A 19,694-nucleotide genomic window follows, 5' to 3' on the forward strand; every position below is an offset into this window, starting at 1 on the left:
CCTTGGCCGTTGCCCTGTTCCCGTCCGCCGCGCTGGCCGACTCCACCCCGGATGCCCACGACCTGGATCCGGTGGTGGTCACCGCGACGACCACCGCGCGCCTGGCCAGCGATGCGCCCGCCTCGGTCAGCGTCATCACCCGCGAACAGCTGGACCTGCGCCCGGTGCTGGACCTGACCGATGCCCTGCGCGGCAGCCCCGGCGTCACCGTCAGCGGCGTCGGCCTGACCCGGCGCGGCATCCGCATCCGCGGCATGGACGCCGAATACACCCTGGTGCTGCTGGACGGGCGCCGCGTCAACGCCGCCAGCGACGCGATCGCGCATGCCGACTTCGACCTGGACTGGCTGCCGGCCGCGGCGATCGAGCGCATCGAGGTGGTGCGCGGGCCGATGTCCTCGCTGTACGGCTCCGAGGCGCTGGGCGGGGTGGTCAACGTGATCACCCGCAAGGCCACCGACGACTGGCACGGCGCGCTGTCCTACAACGGCGGCACCGTCGCCGGCGGGCGCGGCGGCGGCGTCACCCAGGCCGGCGTCTATGCCGGCGGTGCGCTGGTGCCGGGCACGCTCGGGCTGAGCGTGTTCGCCGAGCACCGGCGCAAGGAGGCCACGGTCGATCCCACCGACGCGCGCCTGTCCGACCAGGAAGGGCGCGACGCCGATACCGGCAACGTCACCCTGACCTGGACCCCCGACGAGGCCCAGCGCATCGACCTGTCGCGGCTGCAGGGCCGCGAGAAGCGCTGGCGAAATTCGCTCGAATCCGGCTCGCCGGCCTACGTCTACGCCAACGTCGACCGGATCGACCGCACCCAGACCACGCTGAGCCATCGCGGCGAGTGGCGCTGGGGCCAGACCCAGGTGAACCTGTACCGCTCGACCCTTGACCGCGACAACCAGCGCTCGCAGGGCGAGCCGACGCGGCCGCAGTCGCTGACCGACGACATCGGCGATGCGCGCGCCACCGTCGACCTGGGCACGCACCATCGCCTGACCGCCGGTGGCGAGTGGCACCGCGAGCACCTGGACGACACCGCCGCGGCGCTCTCCGGCCACGTGCAGGCGATCCAGACCGGCGTGTTCGTGCAGGACGAGATCCGCTTCGACGACGCCCTGTCGCTGGTGCTGGGCGACCGCGCCGACCACCACCCGCGCTTCGGCTGGCACGACAGCCCGCGCGCCTACGCCGTGTGGCACGCCACCGACATGTTCACGCTCAAGGGCGGCGTCGGCAGCGGCTTCAAGGCGCCCAGCCTGAAGCAGCTCTCGCCGGAATACTCGGCGGTCGGCGGCGGCGGGCGCTTCACCATCTACGGCAACCCGGACCTCAAGCCCGAGCGCGACACCAGCTACGAGCTGGCCGCCAGCTGGGACGCCGACCGCTGGAGCCTGCAGGGCACGCTGTTCCGCAACGACCTGGAGGACCTGATCCAGACCGTGTGCGTGGCCAGCTGCGGCATCCGCGGCCGCGAGGTGCGCAACTACACCAACGTGGCCAGGGCCCGCGTGCAGGGTGCCGAGCTGGTCGGCCGCTGGCAGTTGCCCGCCGATTTCTCGCTGGACGCCAATTTCAGCTGGACCCGCGCCCGCGACCTCAGCGCCGACGCGCCGCTGACCGAACGCCCGCGCCGCAACGGCGCCGCGCAGCTGCACTGGCACGGCCAGCGGCTGCAGGCCTCGCTGCGCAGCGAGTACGTCGGCCCGCAGTACAGCAGCACCCTGGTGCCGCTGCCCGGCTACTGGCTGTGGGCCCTGGACGCGCGCTATGCGGTCACCGCGCGGGTGAGCCTGGTGGGCGGCATCGACAACCTGGCCGACAAGCGCCTGGACGAGACCTCGGCCCTGTACCCCTATGGGGAAACCGGGCGCTACGTGCACGCCGGCATCGAGCTGGGCTTCTGATGGAGGCGCCGTACCTGGCGGGTGGATACCGCCGCCGCCGGCGGGGCGTGGCGGCGTGGCTGCTGGCCGTGCTGGCAACCGCCGCGCCCTGGGCGCAGGCCGAGGTCGTGGTGGACGTGGTCGCCGACGATTTCGTGCTGCCCTCGCGCACCGCGCGCCTGGACGCCATCGCCCGGCCCGAGCAGGTGCGGTTCCGCCATGTCGCGGTCGGGCCCGGCCACGCCTTGCCCGAGGGCTGGCCCGGCGATGCCGCGCTGGTCGTGCTCGACACGCCACGCCCGGCCGACCGCGAGGCGGTGGAGAAGAGCGTCGGCGAGCGCCTGGCCGCCGCACGCACGCCGTGGATCCGCGTCGGCGGCGGCGCGCCGGCGTGGGGTCGGCTGGCCGAGGCCGATGCGCGCCGGCTGGTCGGCTACTACGGCAACGGCGGCGTGGCCAACTACCGCCAGCTGGCGCGCTGGCTGGCGCTGCGCGCGCACGGCGGCGACACCGCCGCGCTGGCGCCGCCGCAACCGCAGCCGGCCACCGGCTACTACCTGCCCGGCCACGCCGGCTGGCTCGGCGACGCCGACGCCCTGCGCGCGGCGTGGCACGGCGCCGGCGAGGACGGCTGGCCGCGGGCCGCGGTGATCGTCGCCGCCGGCAGTGTCGGCGCGCTGCAGACCGAGGTGCTCGATGCCGTGATCGCCGCCGCCCGGCGCCGCCATGTCGCCGCCTTCGGCGTGTGGTTCGACCAGGGCGAGGACACCGGCCTGCTACACGCGCTGCAGGGGCTGGAGGTGGACGCGGTGGTGAACCTGACCCACCTGCAGAACGGCCGCGCGCGCAGCGCCGAGCTGCCGACGCTGGACGTGCCGGCGCTGCAGACGCTTGGCTGGCGCCAGGGCGATGCCGACGCCTGGCGTGCCGCATCCAGCGGCGTGCCAGCGCCGCTGCTGGCCACCTTCGTGGCCGTGCCCGAAGGCTGGGGCCTGATCGACCCGATGGTGGTCTCGGCCACCGCCGCCGATGCCGAGCAGCCGATTCCCGAGCAGATCGACGCGCTGGCGGCCAAGCTCGCGCGCCTGGCCGCGCTGCGCCACACGCCGGCGGCCGACAAGCGCCTGGCATTGCTGTTCTGGAACGCGCCGGACGGGGAGAAGAACCTGTCCGCCTCCGGCCTGAACGTGCCGGCCAGCCTGGAGACCCTGACCCGGCGCCTGGCCGCGGCCGGCTACGACGCCACCCCCGTCCAGGCCAAGGCCTTCACCGCCGATGCCCAGGCCATGCTCGGCGGCTACTACCGTCCGCAGACCCTGGATGCCCTGCTCGCGCGCGGACTGGCGGTGACCCTGCCGCTGGCGCGCTACCGGCAATGGCTGGACACCCTGCCACCGGCGCAGCGCCAGGCGCTGCTCGCGCGCTGGGGCGATCCCGCGCAGGCGCCCGGCGTGCGCAGCGTCGATGGCGTGCCCGCCTTCGTGCTGCCGGCCCTGCGCCTGGGCAAGCTGCTGGTGATGCCGCAGCCGCCGCGCGCCGCCCGCCTGGGCGAGGCCACCCACGACATGGCGTCGCTGCCCTCCCACGGCTACCTCGCCGCCTACCTCTACCTGCGCGAGGGCTGGCACGCCGACGCCCTGGTCCACTTCGGCACCCATGGCACCCAGGAGTGGACGCCGGGCAAGGACCGCGGGCTGTGGGTCAACGACTACCCGTACCTGGCCGTCGGCGACCTGCCGGTGTTCTATCCCTACATCCAGGACAACGTCGGCGAGGCGGTGCAGGCCCGGCGCCGCGGCCGCGCGGTGACCATCAGCCACCAGACCCCGGCGCTGGCCCCGTCCGGCCTGTACGACGAACTGCGCGACCTGCACGCGGCCATCCACGAATACCTGCAGCTCGATGCCGGCCAGGTGCGCCAGGCCACCGTCGCGCGCATCGCGACGATGGCGGTGGCCAGCGGCATGGCCGCCGACCTGGGCTGGACCCGGGCACGCATCGATGCCGACTTCGACGGCTTCATGGCGGTGCTGCACGACCACCTGCACGAACTGGCGCGCACCGCCACGCCGCTGGGCCTGCACACCTTCGGCGAGCCGGCCGCGCCCGAGCACCAGCTGTCCACGGTGATGCAGCAGCTCGGCGAACCGTACTACCGCGCGCTCGGCCAGGATCCGCAGGAGGTGTTCGCCGGCGACTACCGGCAGCTGCAGGCCGGCGTGGCCTACCGCACCCTGGCGCGCTACCTGCGCGACGGCGCGCCGCTGGACGAGGTGGCCGACCCGGCGCTGCGGGCGATGATCGAGCACGCCAGAGCCCAGGACGCGGCGCTGTCGGACACCCAGGAGATCGAGGCGCTGCTGCACGGCCTGGCCGGCGGCTTCACCCTGCCCGGCGCCGGCGGCGACCCGATCCGCAACCCGGACGTACGCTCCGGCCGCAACCTGTACCTGTTCGAGCCGGACAAGCTGCCCACCCGCGCCGCCTTCGCCACCGGCCGGGTGGCGCTGGACCAGCTGCTGGACGCCTACCGCGCCGACCACGGCGGCGCGCTGCCGGACAAGCTCGCCTTCAGCCTGTGGTCGAGCGAGGCGATCCGCCACCTCGGCGTGCTCGAGAGCGAGGTGCTGCACGCGCTCGGCCTGCGCCCGGTGTGGGATGCCGGCGGCCGGGTCACCGCCCTGGAGATCGTGCCGGACGCCGAGCTGGCGCATCCGCGCATCGACGCGGTGGTGCAGGTCACCAGCGTCTACCGCGACCAGTTCGAGCCGTTCATGCGCCTGCTGGCCGGGGCGATCGACCGGCTCGCGGCGCTGCCGCCCGGCCCGGCCAACCCCGTCGCCGGCCACGCCCGCCAGACCGAGCAGGCCCTCATCGCGCGCGGCATCGCGCCCGAACGCGCCCGCACGCTCGCCGCGCTGCGCATCTTCGGCAACGCGCCGGGCGAGTACGGCAGCGGCTTCAACCACGCCGTCCTCGAGCGCCGCGACGGCGCGGCCAAGGACGATGCCAGCCTCGCCGCAGGCTTCCTGGCGCGCATGCAGTACGCCTACGGCGCGCGCGAGGGCGGCATCCAGGGCGGCAACGGCGTCAACCTGCTGGCCGAGCAGCTGCACGGGGTGCAGGCCGCGGTGCTGGCGCGTTCGTCCAACGTGCACGGCCTGCTGTCCACCGACCACCCGTTCGAGTACCTCGGCGGCCTCGGACTGGCGGTGCGCCACCTCGACGGCGCCAGCCCGCCGCTGTACGTGGCCGACCTGCGCCAGGCCACGCCGAAGACCACCACCGCGGCCCGCTTCCTGGCCGACGAGCTGCGCACCCGCGCGCTCAACCCGCAATGGATCTCGGCGATGCAGGGCGAGGGCTACGCCGGCACGCTGGAGGTACTGCGCACCGTGGACAACCTGTTCGGCTGGCAGGTCGCCGACCCGGCCAGCGTGCGCGCCGACCAGTGGCAGGCGCTGCACGACACCTACGTGCGCGATGCCCGCCACCTGGGCATGGCGCAGTGGTTCGGGCAGGGCAACCCGGCCGCGCAGGCACAGCTGATCGAGCGCATGCGCGAGGCCATCGCCCGCGGCTACTGGCAGCCGGATGCACGCACCCGGCAGGAGCTGGACGCACGCCTGCGCCAGCTGCAGGCCCAGGCAGCGGCGGCGGCGGCGGCGTCCAGCGTCGCGCCCGGCACGCGCGTATCCGGCTTTGGCCGCTCGGCCGCACCGGCACCGCCCGCCCCGTCATCCGCCGTGCCGGCGGCGCCGGCCACGGTCCCGGTGCGCGGCCAGGTCATGCGCCGGCGCGAACCGGCCCCGCCGCCGTCGTCGCGGCCGGCTTGGCTGGGCCTGTCGGTACTGCTGGCCTGCCTGGCCTTCGGCGCCTGGCGCCAGCGCCGCGCGCGCCTCCCCTCTCCCCCTCCCGTTCGCTGAAGAATCGACGATGAAGTCCCTGGAAACCTGGCTTTACGGCCTGTCCCACCTGTTCCTGGTGCCGGTGATGGCGCTGATCCTGCTCGCCCTGCTGTACGCCTTCGTCGCGCTCGGCGGCTTCCTGCTGGAGGCGCTGCAGCGCCGCCGCGGCCGCTACCGCTCGGCGCTGGCGGCCTGGCACGCCGCCCACGGCGGCAACGGCGAGGACATGGAGCTGTGGATCATGCGGCGGCTGGAATGGCTGCGCATCGTCGCGCGCACCGCGCCGATGCTGGGCCTGGTGGCGACCATGATCCCGATGGGCCCGGCGCTGCTGGCGCTGACCCGCAGCGATGCCCAGGGCGTGGGCGAGAACATGGTGGTGGCGTTCTCGGCGGTGATCCTGGCGCTGGTGGCGGCCAGCCTCGCCTTCCTGATGCTGACCGTGTGCCGGCGCTGGCTGCTGGTGGAGCTGCGCGACATCGAACGCGCGCAGGAGGCCGGCTGATGCGCTTCCTCGACCACGACGAGGCCGACGACCCGATCCTGTCGGTGGTGAACCTGATCGACCTGTTCCTGGTGGTGATCGGCATCCTGATGATCGTGATCGTGCGCAACCCGCTCAATCCGTTCGCCGCCCAGGACGTCACCGTGATTGAGAACCCGGGCAAGGCCGGCATGCGCATCACCGTCAAGCATGGTGAGGAACTGACCCGCTACGAGTCCACCGGGCAGATCGGCGAGGGCGGCGGGGTCAAGGCCGGGGTCACCTACCGCCTGCCGGACGGGCGCATGGTCTACGTGCCGGAATGAGTACGGCGCGTTCAGGGACAGACCTAGCGATGCACGCTTGGTCACGCAACGCAACTTTTCACTTCAATCAAAGCAATTGCGCCATGGTTTTTACTTTGCTTATCATTATAGCAATTGCTATTTAGTTCCCGGCCCACACCGGCCGCTCCACGGATGACCGCCGATGTGCCTCTCCTCCCTACACCTCGAAACTTCCACGTTGCTGCGCCGCCTGCCGCTGGCGGCCGCGCTTGCCTCGTTGTTGGCCGCCAGTGCTGCCGCCTACGCCGACGATGCCGACAACCGCCGCACCAAGGACCTGGACAAGGTGCAGGTGACGGTCAGCACCGCCACCCGCACCGAGCGCCTGCTCGCCGACGTGCCGGTGCGCACCGAGGTGCTGCGCCAGCAGGACATGGCGCTGCGCGCGGCCACCGACTTCTCGCGCGCGGCCGAACTGATCAATGGCCTGCGGGTGGAGAGCAACTGCCAGAACTGCAACACCTCCGAGGTGCAGCTGCTGGGCCTGCCCGGCGCCTACAACCAGATCCTGTTCGACGGCATCCCGCTGCTGTCTACCCTGGGCAGCGTGTACGGCCTGGAACAGATTCCCTCCGCGTTCGTGGACCGCATCGAGGTGGTCAAGGGCGGCGGCTCGTCGCTGTACGGGCCCGGCGCGGTGGCCGGGGTGATCAACCTGGTGCCCGAGAGGCCGACCCGCAACGGCGGCTACGTGCAGGCCGGCGTCGATGTGCTCAAGGGCAAGCCACAACGCCTGCTCGACGGTCGACTCGACCTGGTCGGCAGCGATGACCGCATCGGCCTGTCGGTCTCGGCGCAGCGCGCGTGGGACGACGGCGTCGACTACAACCATGACGGCTATACCGAAGTGACCCGCAAGGACTTGCGCGTGGGTGGCTTGCAGGCATGGTTCTCGCCTACCGACAACGCCACGGTCCGCGCCGACTACCAGTACACCCACGAGGACCGCCGCGGCGGCAATCGCCTGGGTCAGCCCGAATACCTGGCCAACATCGCCGAATCGCTGCACACCCATTACCAGCGCGGCAGCCTGAGCTGGGAGCAGATCGTCAGCGACGACGCCGACTTCCGCATCGCCTACGCCTTCGCCGACATCGACCGCGACAGCTTCTACGGCGGCCTGGGCAACGTAGTGACCGATCCATCCGCGCCGGGCTACGACGCCGCGCAACTGGACCCCTTCATCCCCGGCAGTGCGGCCGCGGCATCCTATCGCCAGTACGGCTACACCGAGAACCCGCTGCAATACCTGGACAGCCAGTTCAACTGGCGGCTCGGCGCGCACGCACTGGCCTTCGGCCTGCAATACAAGTACGAGCAACTGCGCGACTACAACCTCGACGCCACCGGCAGCCGCCTGCGCACGCTCACCGATGCCACCTTCCGCAACCTGGGCGCCTTCGTCCAGGACGAGTGGGCGTTGAACGAGGACGTGGACCTGGTGCTCGGCGCGCGCGTGGACAAGAGCTCGGAACTGGACAATCCGGTGTTCTCCCCGCGCATCGCGCTGGCCTGGCAGGCCAGCCCGCGGCTGAAGTGGCGCGCCGGCATCTCCACCGGCTTCCGCGCCCCGGAGATCTTCGTCGAGGACGTGCACGTGGACACGCTGGGCGCCGACCAGGTACGGGTGCGCAACACCGCCGGGCTGAAGGAGGAGAAGGCCGCCACCGCCATGCTCGGCTTCGACTGGCGCTCAAACCCGGCCGATCCGCGCTGGAGCTGGGATGCCACCGCCTCCTACGCCCGCCTGCGCGATACCTTCGCCCTGGGCGAGATCCGCAGCGACGCCGACGGCAGCCTGTACCAGCTGCGCTACAACGCCTCCGGCTCCAAGGTCGCCGGCTTCGAGAGCAACCTGGCCTGGCAGCCGGCCGCGCAGTGGCGGCTGAGCGCCGGGGTGTCGTGGTACCGCTCGCGCTACGACCAGGCGCAGACCCTCTACGATGACACCCCCGACGGCGGCGACACCGTGATCGCCAGCCGCCGCTACCTGAAGACGCCGCAGTGGAGCGGACTGGCGCAGCTCACCTGGCAGCCGCGGGAGGAATTCCAGGCCTACCTCGCCACCCGCTACACCGGGCGCATGTACGCACTCAACAATCGCGAGGGCGAACTGCACCACACCCCCGACTTCTGGGTCACCGACCTGGGCGCGATGTGGCACCTGCACTGGGGCGCGGAAGGCACTCGCGAGACCGCCGTATCCTTCGGCGTGAAGAACCTGGCCGACCGCCGCCAGAAGGACCTGGAAACGGGCCCCGACCGCGACAGCGACTACGTCTACGGGCCGCGCTTCGCGCGCTCGTGGTACCTCAACCTGCGCCATGCCTTCTGAAACGCCGCCGCATCCGGGGAACATGGGCCGCGGGCACGCCCAAGGCGAAACATTTCACCCCGGCGAGGCAAGTCGGGGCCTGCTGCGCCGGACCGATGCCGCGCCGGCCCGCCGGCCTGCAGCGACACGGCGGACCAAGACGCGGCAAGAGCCCGGGCCATACCGGCCGGCGTTGCGGTACCGACGTTCTCTACTCCCCGCGCTGCTGGTACTGGCCACGGCACTGCTGCTGGGCGGCCTGCCTGCACAGGCGAACGCGCAGGCGCAGGTACCGCAGCGCTTGCGTGGCAACATCGCCGCCGCGTTGGTGGTCCCCGACGGCGGGCGCATGCGCCATTACCGCTGGAACCACGAGCCGGAGGTGATCGCACTGTACTTCGGTGCCGACTGGTGTGGCCCATGCCATGCCTTCGTACCGACCCTGGTGCAGGTGCGCGACGCATTGCGCGCGGCCGGCGCGGACACCGAGGTGGTCTACGTCAGCCTGGACGGCACCGAGGCCCAGATGCGGCGCTACATGCAGGCCCAGGCCATGCCCTGGCCGGCGGTGGACTACCGTCGCATCGACCGCATCCCCGGCTTGCGTGGCCTCTCCGGCCTGGGGCCGCCCAACCTGGTGCTGCTCGACCGCCAGGGACGGATACTGGGCAACGGCTGGCAGGGGCGCCGCCACGTCGGCCTGCAGCCGGTCATGCGGCAATGGCTGGACAACGTCTGCGCACACGGATCCCGATGCCCGACCGCGGACGCGATCGCGGCACCCGGGCCGGCCGCTCCCTAGACCGACGATCCCCCTCATGCCTTTCCCCGCGGGACGTGGGCAGCCGAAATGAGCGTCGTTGCCGCTCCCTCTGTCAAAGTGGCGGGCAGGCGAACCGCCACCGGCACCCGGCATCGCCGATCGGGATTCTGTCGCGCCTGCTCGACCTCTCGCCGACGGAACATCCCCGTGATCGGGAACCCGGGCGAGGCCGGCATGCGCATCACCGTCAAGCATGGCGAGGAACTGACCCGCTACGAGTCCACCGGGCAGATCGGCGAGGGCGGCGGGGTCAAGGCCGGGGTCACCTACCGCCTGCCGGACGGGCGCATGGTCTACGTGCCCGAGGGCGCCGCGCCAGCGCCCTGAGCCCGCACCGGCGTCAACCGGCCAGCGCCTGCGCCACGCTGGCGGCCAGCGGCGTGGTCGGCCGGCCGATCAGCGCGGACAGCCGGTGGCCGTCGTCGAACAGGGCGCCCTCGCGCGCGCCCGCGTCCCAGGAGGCGATCGCGGCGGCCAGCGGCGCCGGCAGGCCGGCCTGCACCAGCGCGGCGGCGTAGCCGGCCTCGGGCAGGTCGCGGTAGGCGACGGGCTTGCCGCTCTGGCGCGAGGCCTCGGCGGCCAGTTCGGCCAGCGTCCAGGCGCTGTCGCCGGCCAGCTCGTAGCGCTGCCCCTGCCGCGCCGGATCGACCAGCACCGCCACCGCGGCGGCGGCATAGTCCGCGCGCGCGGCCGAGGCGATGCGGCCCTGCCCGGCGCTGCCGATCAGCTCGCCGCGGGCCACGGCGGCGCCCAGGCCGGCGGTGTAGTTCTCGGTGTACCAGCCGTTGCGCAGCACCGTCACCGACAGGCCGGACGCGGCCAGCAGCGCCTCGGTCTGGCGGTGTTCCCCGGCCAGGCTCAACGGCGAGGTGTCCGCGCGCAGCAGGCTGGTGTAGGCGATGTGGCGCACGCCGGCCGCGCGCGCGGCCTCGATCACGTTGCGGTGCTGGGCGGTGCGTTCGCCGATCTGGTTGGACGAGATCAGCAACAGGCTGTCCACGCCCTGCAGCGCCGGGGCGAGCGTCTCCGGGCGGGCGTAGTCGGCCTGGCGGACCGGCACGCCTAGGTCGGCGGCCTTGCGCGGGTCGCGCGCCAGGGCCAGCAGCCCGTCGCCGGGCAGGCGTTCCTTCAGTCCGGCGACGACGAGGCGGCCGAGGTGGCCGGTGGCGCCGGTGACGGCGATGGTCATGGGAATCTCCTTGCAATGCGTTGGATTGGCGGACGGTTCCGGTCCGTGGATACCGAGCGTATCCTCCTTGCTTACCTTTCGTAAGTACGCACAGGAATGTAAGCATGACCCCGCGTCCGGCCATCGACCGCCAGGCCCCCACCCTCGGCGAACGCCTGCAGCGCGGCGAGCTGATGGCCGCCGACTGCCCCTCGCGCGAGGTGCTCAAGCACCTGACCAGCCGCTGGGGCGTGCTGGTGCTGATCGCGCTGCGCCCCGGCACGCGCCGCTTCAGCGAGTTGCGCCGCCAGATCGGCGGCATCAGCGAGCGCATGCTGGCGCAGACCCTGCAATGGCTCGAGGGCGACGGCATCGTCGAACGCCGCGCGTGGCCGGAAGTACCGCCGCGGGTGGAATACACCCTGACCCGGCGCGGCCGCGAGGCCGCGGCCAAGGTGCAGGTGCTGGCCGACTGGATCGAGGTCCGCTACCCCGACATCGCCCGCGAACAGGCCGGCCGCGGCTGAAGGGTGCCGCGCCGTCCGGCATCGCCGGTGGACCCGCCGATGGGCGAAGTGGCGCATCGCTGCGGGCCGCCGGTCCGGCCCGCTACGGCGTGGCTCCGCGCAATGAGGCGGCGCATGGTCCGTTGGCCGGCATGGGTCGCCGTCATCGCGGTCGACGGGCCTGGCGCGCCGATGGCATCCGTCATCCATCGCCGGCGAACGGGGGACGCCCGGCCCTGGCGTGCTGCAGGCGCGCCGTCCGACGCGTGCCGGATCAGGTCCCAGGTCCCCAGGTCCCCAGGGCCAACAGACAGCGCAACGTGCGATGCCATCGCAGCGCTATGGGATGGCCGACTGCATCGGCACCGCGTCGGCCGCGGCGTGCGCACGCACCCTCGCCGAAGCATCGCCGGGATTGCCTGCGCTACGCCGGATCCGGCGCCGCGGCATCGTCCTCGGCGCGCGGGAGCGGTGCCGCGCCGACTGCCGAAGCATCGCCGGGATCGCCTGCGCTACGCCGGATCCGGCGCCGCAGCGTCGTCCTCGGCGCGTGGGGGCGGCGCCGCGCCGACTGCCGAAGCATCGCTGGGATTGCCTGGGCTACGCCGGATCCGGCGCCGCGGCGTCGTCCTCGGCGCGCGGGGGCGGCGCCGCGCCGACCAGGCGCACGTCCTGCGGCGCGGCCAGGGCGATGCCGGCCTCGGCCAGCGCCGCCAGCAGCGCGAAGTACAGGTCGCTGCGCACCGCGTACGCGCTGCGCGGGCTGGCCACGTAGGCGAAGGAATTGATCGCCACCTGGCCGCCGGCGATGCTGTCGATGTAGACCGTCGCGGCCGGCTCGGCCAGCACCCCGGGATGCTCGGCGTACAGCCCCAGCAGCAGTGCGCGCACCCGCGCCACGTCGGTGCCGAGCGGCACCGAGAACTGCAGCTGCACCCGCCCGATCGGACTGTCCAGGGTCATGTTGCGCACGGTCTTGGTGATCAGCTCGGAATTGGGCACGATCAGGGTGGAGCGGTCGCCGACCTGGATCTCGGTGGAGCGCACGCTGATGCGGCGGATGTCGCCCTCCTGGTCGCCGATGCGCACCCAGTCGCCGATCTTCACCGGCCGCTCGGCCATCAGGATCAGGCCGGAGACGAAGTTCTGGGTGATCGCCTGCAGGCCGAAGCCGATGCCCACCGACAGCGCGCTGACCATCAGCGCCAGCTTCTCCAGGCCCAGGCCGAGCGCGGTCAGCGTCCACAGCGCCACCAGGCCGATGCCCAGGTAGCGCGCCACCGTGGCGATGGACGCCTTGGACGCCGCGTCCAGCTCGGTGCGCGGCAGGTAGGTCCCCACCAGCCAGCGCTGCACCACCTGCACGATGCCCAATCCCACCAGCAGCACCGCCACCCCGCGCAGCAGGTCGCCGGGCATCAATTGCAGCTTGCCCACCGTCAGCCCGCCGCTGGCGATGTCCAGCCAGCCGAACAGCGCCGGCACGTTGGAGCCGAACGGCTGCAGCAGCACGGTCAGCCCGGTCATCAGCAGGACCAGGCGCAGCAGCGCCGACAACAGCACGCCGGCCTGCTCCATGTGGCTGGCGCGCAGGCCCAGGGCGGCGTTGGCGATGCGGCCGAAGCGGTTGTCCGGCGCCAGCAGCCAGCGCGCCAGGTCGTCGGCGAACATCATCAGCACCGCCATCGCCCCGACCACCACTGCCGCCCAGATCACCTGCCGGGTCGCGAACAGGGCGAAGTTGACGTAGCCGGCCAGCACCGCCAGCAGCGCCAGCGCCACCACCAGCCCGGCCAGCACCGCCACCAGCATCACCACGCTGCTGCGCTGGGGCACGGGCGCGTCGTCCTCGTCGGTGTCCGCGCCGGCGGCGCGCGCCAGGGCGCGGTGCAGGCGCAGCAGGCTGGCCACCATCGCCAGCACCAGCACGGCGAAGGCCAGGGCGAGCACGCCGTCGACCAGCAGCGTGGTCGCGGTGCTGGTGCGCGCGGCGCGGTTGACCACCAGCACCATGCCGCTGATCCAGCTCAGCCAGGCGGTGGCGCGCGCGTAGCGGCGCAGGCGCACGGCGGTGCCGTCGTCCAGGGCCAGCAGCCGCCACGACGGATGGCCGGGCATGAGCAGGCTGGCGCTGACCGCGCCGATGAACGCCGAGAGCATGCTCACCAGGACGATCGCGCCGCCGGCCCAGTCCAGCCGCGCCGGCAGGCCGTCCACCCCGCGCAGCGCCTGCACCGCCAGCATCGCGGCCAGACCCGGCATCAGCGTGCGCACCAGCAGCTGCCACACCGCCAACCCGGAACGGCGCAGGCGCGTGCCCGGCCCCTGCAGGCGCGCCGCATGGCGCCAGCCGAGCCAGCGCAGCATCCGGTTGAGCGGCCACAGCAGCGCCAGCGCGATCAGCAGCTCCAGCGCCGGCACGATCCAGCCGTTGCCGGCGACGCCGGCACGCACGCGCTCGCCGATGCCGGCGGCCAGGCTCCGCAGGCGCTGCCAGTCCTCCGGCACCTGGCGGGCGATGGCGCGCCAGGTCGATATCGCCAGCGGCGAGGCGGCGCGCTGCGACAGCCGCGCGCCGAGGCGCTGGCCGAACTCGCGCTCGATGGTGGCGTTGAGCTGCTGCGCCTCCACCCGCAGCAGGCCGGCGCGCTTGATCGCCGCGTCCACGCTGCCGCGCTCGGCCTCCAGGGCGGCGCGACGCTGGGCGATGTCGCCGTTCTCGGCGCCGTCGCCGTCGGCCTGGCCGAGCTGGGCCAGGCGTGCGTCGAGCTGGTCGCGGCGCGGGGTCAGCGTGCGCTCGAGCGCCTCGGCATCGCGCTGGGCGCCGGCCACGGTATCGCCCAGGCCGCGCAGGGCGTCCTGGTCCTCGGTGTCGTCCAGCTGCTTCTGCACCGTGGCCAGGGCCTGCTCGATGCGGTCCAGGCCGGCACCGCTGTCGTCGCCGGCGGCATCCTGCGCCAGGCCCGGGCCGAGCGGCAGGACGAGCGCCAGCAGCAATGCGCAGGCGATCCGGCGCCAGCGGGAGACACGCGAGGAAGGAAAAGGCACGGCGACGACGACGAACGGGGACGGGCTGCGATCTTAAAACAGCGCCGTGAACGGGCCGCGGATGCGACGACGCCCCGTCCGGCGGGCGGACGGGGCGTCGCGGCAGTCGCCCGGTCGCTTACCCGCGGGTACGGGCCACGCGCTTCTTCGCCTGGGCCACGTCCTTGGCCACGGTCTTGCGGACCGCGGCGGTCTTCTTCGCCACCGCCTTCTTCGCCGTGGCGGTATCGCGCTTGAGCGTCTTCCTGGCCGCGGCCACGGTCTTCTTCGTCTGGGCGGTTTCCTTGCGCACGGTCTTGCGGACCGCGGCAGCCTTGCCGGCGACATCCTTCTTCACCTTGGCCACGTCCTTGCCGACCGCCTTGCCGGCGGCGCTCGCCTTCCTGGCGACGGTCTTCTTGGCGGCGGCCACGGTCTTCCCGGCCCGGGCCACGTCCTTGCCCACGACCTTCTTCAGCGCGGTGGCCTTCCTGGCCACGGCCTTGCCGGCCTTGGCGGCGTCGGCCTTGATCGTCTTCCCGGCCGCGGCGGCCTTGCCGGTGACCGTCTTCCTGAGCTTGCCGGCCTCGACCTTGGCCTTGCGCGAGGCCGCGCTGGTCTCGGCCGCCACCTTGGCGCGGGTGGACGCGGTCTTCTTCTTCAGCGCGACCGCCTCGGCGCGGGCGTCGGCCTTGGCCGCCTCCAGCCTGGCGCGGGCGCCGGCCACGGTCTTCTTCACCGCCTTGCCGGTCTTCTTCACCACCGCACGGGTCTGCTTGGCCACCTGCTTGCGCGCCTGGCGCACCGCCTGGCCCGCCTGCACCGCCGTGTCCTTGGCCCGCTCCCCGGCCTGCTCGGCCAGGTCCTTGACCGCGGTGATCGCCCCGGCCACGGTGCCGGCCACCGTGTCGCCGACCTGGACCGCCGAATCCTTCACTTCACCGGCGGCCTCGGACAGGCTCGCCGTCACACCATTGCCGTTGCTCATGGAGCCCTCCTTGGGGGCGTGGGTGGTACTGCGAGCGCGATGCTATACGCACGCGCCGGTCCGTGGAACAGGCCCGCCGCATCGGTGCGGCGCCGCTGCGGCGGGCGTGGAACCGCCGTGGCCCGGCCGGGCTTTCACTGGCGGTTAAATGCGGCGGCCTCACTCTCGTTCAGGTTGATAGACGGGCGCGCCGCGCCCATCTTTGGCCCTCCCTTCCACCTGCAAGCTGTTCGGATCGTCCTGACATGCGCCCCCTGCCTACCCTGCTCACCCTGTCGCTGGCCGCCGCCTTCGGCGGTTTCGCCGCCACCGCCGTCAACGCCCACCTGGACAACCGCGCCGAGGCCGCCCAGGCGCTGCAACCGCTGACCGCGACCGCCGCGCTGCCGGCCGCGGCGGCCGGCGCGCCGCTGCCCTCGCTGGCGCCGATGCTGGCCAAGGTCATGCCGGCGGTGGTCAGCATCAACACCAAGCAGGTGGTGAAGGTGCGCAACCCCTTCTTCGACGATCCGTTCTTCCGCCGCCTGTTCCCGGACATCCCGCAGGAGCGCATCAACGAGTCGCTCGGCTCGGGCGTGATCATCGACGCCAGGCAGGGCCTGGTGCTGACCAACCACCACGTCATCGAGAACGCCGACGACGTGCAGGTGACCCTGGCCGACGGGCGCACCTTCAAGGCCGAATTCCTGGGCTCGGACGCGGACACCGACATCGCCCTGATCCGCATTCCCGCCGAGAACCTCACCGCCATCCAGCTCGGCGACAGCGGCAAGCTGCGGGTGGGCGATTTCGTGGTCGCCATCGGCAACCCGTTCGGCTTCACCCAGACCGTCACCTCGGGGATCGTCTCGGCGGTGGGCCGCAGCGGCATCCGCGGGCTGGGCTACCAAAACTTCATCCAGACCGACGCCTCGATCAACCCCGGCAATTCCGGCGGCGCGCTGGTGGACCTGCAGGGCCAGCTGGTCGGCATCAACACCGCCAGCTTCAACCCGCAGGGCAGCATGGCCGGCAACATCGGCCTGGGCCTGGCGATCCCCTCCGACCTGGCGCGCAACGTGGTCGACCAGCTGATCGCCACCGGCGAGGTGGTGCGCGGCACCCTGGGCATGGAGACCCAGAACCTGTCGGCGCAGATGGTCCAGGGCCTGGGCCTGGACAACGTGCGCGGCGCGCTGGTCACGCGCGTGCTGCCCGGCTCGGGCGCGGCCGCCGCCGGCGTGCAGGCCGGCGACGTGATCGTCTCGGCCAATGGACAGCGCGTGGACAGCGCCGAGGCGCTGCACAACTGGGAGGGCCTGCAGCCGGTGGGCAGCACCGTGACCCTGGACGTGCGCCGCGACGGCAAGGCCCTGCAGCTCAAGGCCACGCTCAAGGCGCAGGCGCGCACGGTGGCCGGCGATGCGCTGGACCCGCGCCTGGCCGGGGCCAGCTTCGCCGACGTGCCCGAGCAGCAGCGCCAGGCCGGGCTGACCGGCGTGCTGGTCAGCCAGGTCAAGCGCGGCAGCCGCGCCGAGGCCAGCGGCCTGCGCAGCGGCGACGTGGTGATGGCCGCCACCGCCGGCGATTTCGCCGACCTGGCCAGCTTCCGCGCCAACTTCCAGGCGCGCAAGCCGGAGCAACTGGTGCTGCGCGTGTTCCGCAACGGCAGCCAGGGCAACCTGATGATGCGCTGACGCGTCCTACACCGGCGCGATGCTATTGGTGTGCGACACCTGCGGACACGGTCCGCCCCATCCATGCGACAGGAGATCCGCGATGAGCCCGACCAATACCGAAAACCTGAAGGAAAACCTCAGCGAGGCCGGCAGCCACCTCAAGTCCGCCGGCAAGGCCGCCGGCGAGGCGATCAAGGACGCGGCCGGCGCCGCGGGCGACGAGCTCAAGCTGGGCCGGGCCAACGTCAAGGCCGAGCTGTCCGACAGCGCGCTGGCCGGCCTGTCGGCCGCCGAGGCCGGCGGTGCGGTGGCCAAGGAGCAGATGGACGCCCTGGTCGATAAGGGCAAGGACCTGCTCGACAGCGCCACCGACCTGATCCGCGAGCGCCCGCTGGCCGCCTTCGGCGTGGCCTTCGCCACCGGCTGGCTGATCGCCAAGCTGACCCGCGGCAGCGACAAGTAAGCGCGGGTGGACGCCCCCGATCCCCGCTCGCCGGAGGCCGGGCCGCCCGGCGACGACGCGCCGGCACCGTCGCTGGACGCGTCGCTGCGCGAGGTCGGCCGCGCCGGCAAGGCCGGCATCGAGGCCACCCTCGATGCCCTGCGTGCGCTGCGCCACCTGGTCGTGGCCGATCTCGCCCTGGCCCGCGCCGCGCTGGTGCGGGCGCTGGTGTGGCTGACCGTGGCGGTGGCCTTCGGTGCCTCGGCGTGGCTGCTGGTGATGGGCGCCTGCATCGCCCTGCTGCAGGCGCTGGGCTGGTCGTGGCTGGCCTCGATCAGCTTCACCGCCGCGATCAGCCTGGCGGTGACCGGGCTCGGCGCCTGGCAGGCGCTGCGCTATTTCGACATGAGCCGGCTCGACGCCACGCGCCGCCAGCTGGCCCGCCTGGGCATCGGCGATGGCGAGGAAGACGCGGACGAGGAAGACCCGGCCGCGGCCGCCACCGGCCGCACCGACGGGGAGGAGGCGAGATGAGCTTTGCCCGCATGAGGGAGCGCGTGCTGCGTGCCGAGCGATTGCTGGAGGGCCGCGAACGCCAGGCCGGCGAGCAGTGGTCGGCGCTGGCCACCACTTGGCGCCGGGCCTGGACGCCCTGGCGCATCGTCGTCGCCGGCGTCGGCCTGGGCTTCTTCGCCGGGCGCGCCGAGCCGGTGGCCGCGATCGGCGGCCTGGCCGGCCGGCTCGGCGGCGCACCCAAGCTGCTGGACATGATCGGCGCGGTCTCGGGCCTAGTCGGCCTGTTCCAGGCGCAGGACGCCGAGACCGACGCCGACGCTCCCGACACGCCCGCACCCACGCCCGCACCTGCCGGCCCCCCGGCCAGCGCCGGGCGCGACCCCGGCGCCGCGCCACGGCCGGCCGAAGCGGCCACCGAGCTGTCCGAACGCGACTGAAGCCGCAATGGCCGGCGCGTGCATGCGCGCCGCCGACCTCCGGCAGCGGATAATCGCGCTCCCTACCGAAGCGTGCACCGCCATGGATCCCCGCGCGGATCTCGATTCCCCTTCTCCCCGGCCGCTGCCGGCCCCGCCGCTGCCGCGCCCGCGCGCGCCGCTGTCGCTGGTGGTGCTGGCCGCGCTGGCGGTGGGCTACACGCTGTGGGCGGCGCAGGCGCTGATCCTGCCGATCCTGCTGGCCGCGTTCTTCGCCCTGGTCGGCAACCCGATCCTGCGCGGGCTCAAGCGCCTGCACGTGCCGCGCTTCCTCGGCGCGCTGCTGGTGATCGTGCTCGGCATCGCCGGCACCGGCGCGCTGGCGGTGCAGCTGGCCGAGCCGGCCACCCAGTGGGCCACCCAGGCGCCGCAGCAGCTGCGCCGCATCGCCAGCCAGGTACGCGACCTGACCCGGCCGGTGCAGCAGGCCAACCAGGCGGCGGAGAACTTCGCCCGCGCCGCCTCCGGCGAGACCAACCGCCAGGTCCGGATCGTGCGCACCCAGCTCGACGATCCCTACCGCGCGCTGGTGCGCACCCCCAAGCTGGCCGCCTCGGTGCTGGCGGTGGTGCTGCTGACCTTCTTCTTCATGGTCTACGGCGAGAACCTGCAGCGCCACGTCATCATGCTGATGCCCACGCGCCAGCAGCAGCGCTTCACCGTCGGCATCATGCGTTCGATCGAGCGCGAGGTCTCGCGCTACGTGTTCACCATCAGCATCATCAACCTGCTGCTCGGCACGGTGCTGGCCGGCGCGCTGTACCTGATGGGCATCTCCGTGCGCGAGGCGGCGCTGTGGGGCACGGTGGCCACGCTGCTCAACTTCGCGCCCTACGTCGGCCCGCTGATCGGCGTGCTGATGATGCTGGTGATGGGCTTCGTCGAGTTCCGCGACCCGGCCGCCGCACTGCTGCCGGCGCTGGTCTACCTGGGGCTGCACACGCTGGAAGGGCAGATCGTCACCCCCATCGTGCTCGGCCGGCGCATGGCGCTGTCGCCGCTGATGCTGATCCTGGGGCTGATGCTGTTCGGCTGGCTGTGGGGCATGATCGGCCTGCTGCTGGCGGTGCCGATGCTGGTCTGCGTGAAGATCGTGCTGGCGCGGCTGGACGGCCTGCAGCGCTGGGCGCGCCTGCTGGAATGAGACGGCGCCT

Annotated in this window: 16 protein-coding genes; 13 read left to right on the forward strand and 3 right to left on the reverse strand. The window is 72.8% G+C overall.

The features are described 5' to 3' along the window. Positions 1–2 precede the first annotated feature (2 nt). The 7 genes from BN3794_RS00670 to BN3794_RS16915 all read left to right on the forward strand — a co-directional run bounded on the left by BN3794_RS00670 (position 3) and on the right by BN3794_RS16915 (position 10,086). Positions 3–1,904 carry a TonB-dependent receptor domain-containing protein gene (locus tag BN3794_RS00670; protein WP_236493099.1) on the forward strand — a complete coding sequence of 634 codons (1,902 nt, stop codon included), beginning with the start codon at positions 3–5 and terminating at the stop codon, positions 1,902–1,904. Further along, on the forward strand, positions 1,904–5,809 hold the full coding sequence (gene cobN, locus BN3794_RS00675) for a cobaltochelatase subunit CobN (protein WP_066091820.1): 3,906 nt from the start codon (positions 1,904–1,906) through the stop codon (positions 5,807–5,809). The genes BN3794_RS00670 and cobN overlap by 1 nt, the downstream gene beginning before the upstream one ends. A 10-nt stretch (positions 5,810–5,819) precedes the next feature. Further along, positions 5,820–6,296, forward strand: a complete 477-nt coding sequence (locus BN3794_RS00680; protein WP_066091823.1) for a MotA/TolQ/ExbB proton channel family protein — start codon at positions 5,820–5,822, stop codon at positions 6,294–6,296. Then, positions 6,296–6,601 carry a DUF2149 domain-containing protein gene (locus BN3794_RS00685; RefSeq protein ID WP_066091826.1) on the forward strand — a complete coding sequence of 102 codons (306 nt, stop codon included), beginning with the start codon at positions 6,296–6,298 and terminating at the stop codon, positions 6,599–6,601. The genes BN3794_RS00680 and BN3794_RS00685 overlap by 1 nt, the downstream gene beginning before the upstream one ends. 163 nt (positions 6,602–6,764) lie before the next feature. After that, complete coding sequence (locus BN3794_RS00690) at positions 6,765–8,957, forward strand: TonB-dependent receptor plug domain-containing protein (protein WP_066091829.1); 2,193 nt, start codon at positions 6,765–6,767, stop codon at positions 8,955–8,957. Positions 8,958–9,129: 172 nt separating this feature from the next. Continuing rightward, positions 9,130–9,738: a thioredoxin-like domain-containing protein gene (locus BN3794_RS00695; protein WP_425476679.1), complete on the forward strand. Its 609-nt coding sequence runs from the start codon at positions 9,130–9,132 to the stop codon at positions 9,736–9,738. Positions 9,739–9,786: 48 nt separating this feature from the next. After that, positions 9,787–10,086: a DUF2149 domain-containing protein gene (locus BN3794_RS16915; RefSeq protein ID WP_078059493.1), complete on the forward strand. Its 300-nt coding sequence runs from the start codon at positions 9,787–9,789 to the stop codon at positions 10,084–10,086. Between the two features lie 13 nt (positions 10,087–10,099). Here BN3794_RS16915 and BN3794_RS00705 read toward each other — a convergent pair whose 3' ends face one another. Then, positions 10,100–10,948 carry an SDR family oxidoreductase gene (locus tag BN3794_RS00705; protein WP_066091832.1) on the reverse strand — a complete coding sequence of 283 codons (849 nt, stop codon included), beginning with the start codon at positions 10,946–10,948 and terminating at the stop codon, positions 10,100–10,102. Positions 10,949–11,052: 104 nt separating this feature from the next. Here BN3794_RS00705 and BN3794_RS00710 point away from each other — a divergent pair, with 104 nt between their 5' ends. Beyond that, a complete protein-coding gene (locus tag BN3794_RS00710; protein WP_066091835.1) occupies positions 11,053–11,454 on the forward strand; it encodes a winged helix-turn-helix transcriptional regulator in 402 nt (133 codons plus the stop codon). A gap of 579 nt (positions 11,455–12,033) precedes the next feature. Here the strand turns inward: BN3794_RS00710 and BN3794_RS00715 are convergent. Then, positions 12,034–14,430 (reverse strand): DUF3772 domain-containing protein, encoded by a 2,397-nt coding sequence (locus BN3794_RS00715; RefSeq protein WP_066091837.1) that lies wholly within the window; start codon positions 14,428–14,430, stop codon positions 12,034–12,036. A gap of 169 nt (positions 14,431–14,599) precedes the next feature. Next, positions 14,600–15,448 (reverse strand): hypothetical protein, encoded by an 849-nt coding sequence (locus BN3794_RS00720; protein ID WP_066091840.1) that lies wholly within the window; start codon positions 15,446–15,448, stop codon positions 14,600–14,602. Between the two features lie 245 nt (positions 15,449–15,693). On the opposite strand from BN3794_RS00720, the gene BN3794_RS00725 reads away from it, so the two are divergent. From BN3794_RS00725 to BN3794_RS00745, 5 genes are all read left to right on the forward strand, one after another. Further along, positions 15,694–17,124, forward strand: coding sequence for a Do family serine endopeptidase (locus BN3794_RS00725; RefSeq protein WP_066091843.1), 1,431 nt, complete (start codon positions 15,694–15,696; stop codon positions 17,122–17,124). Between the two features lie 82 nt (positions 17,125–17,206). Continuing rightward, positions 17,207–17,569: a hypothetical protein gene (locus BN3794_RS00730; RefSeq protein WP_066091846.1), complete on the forward strand. Its 363-nt coding sequence runs from the start codon at positions 17,207–17,209 to the stop codon at positions 17,567–17,569. 6 nt (positions 17,570–17,575) lie between these two features. After that, positions 17,576–18,082: a hypothetical protein gene (locus BN3794_RS00735; RefSeq protein WP_066091849.1), complete on the forward strand. Its 507-nt coding sequence runs from the start codon at positions 17,576–17,578 to the stop codon at positions 18,080–18,082. Beyond that, positions 18,079–18,501, forward strand: coding sequence for a hypothetical protein (locus tag BN3794_RS00740; protein WP_078059494.1), 423 nt, complete (start codon positions 18,079–18,081; stop codon positions 18,499–18,501). Before BN3794_RS00735 ends, BN3794_RS00740 begins: the two co-directional genes overlap by 4 nt. 52 nt (positions 18,502–18,553) lie before the next feature. Continuing rightward, on the forward strand, positions 18,554–19,684 hold the full coding sequence (locus BN3794_RS00745; RefSeq protein WP_425476680.1) for an AI-2E family transporter: 1,131 nt from the start codon (positions 18,554–18,556) through the stop codon (positions 19,682–19,684). Positions 19,685–19,694 lie beyond the last annotated feature (10 nt).

The organism is Xanthomonas massiliensis, assembly GCF_900018785.1.
In the GTDB taxonomy this organism is placed as follows: Bacteria; Pseudomonadota; Gammaproteobacteria; order Xanthomonadales; family Xanthomonadaceae; genus Xanthomonas_B; species Xanthomonas_B massiliensis.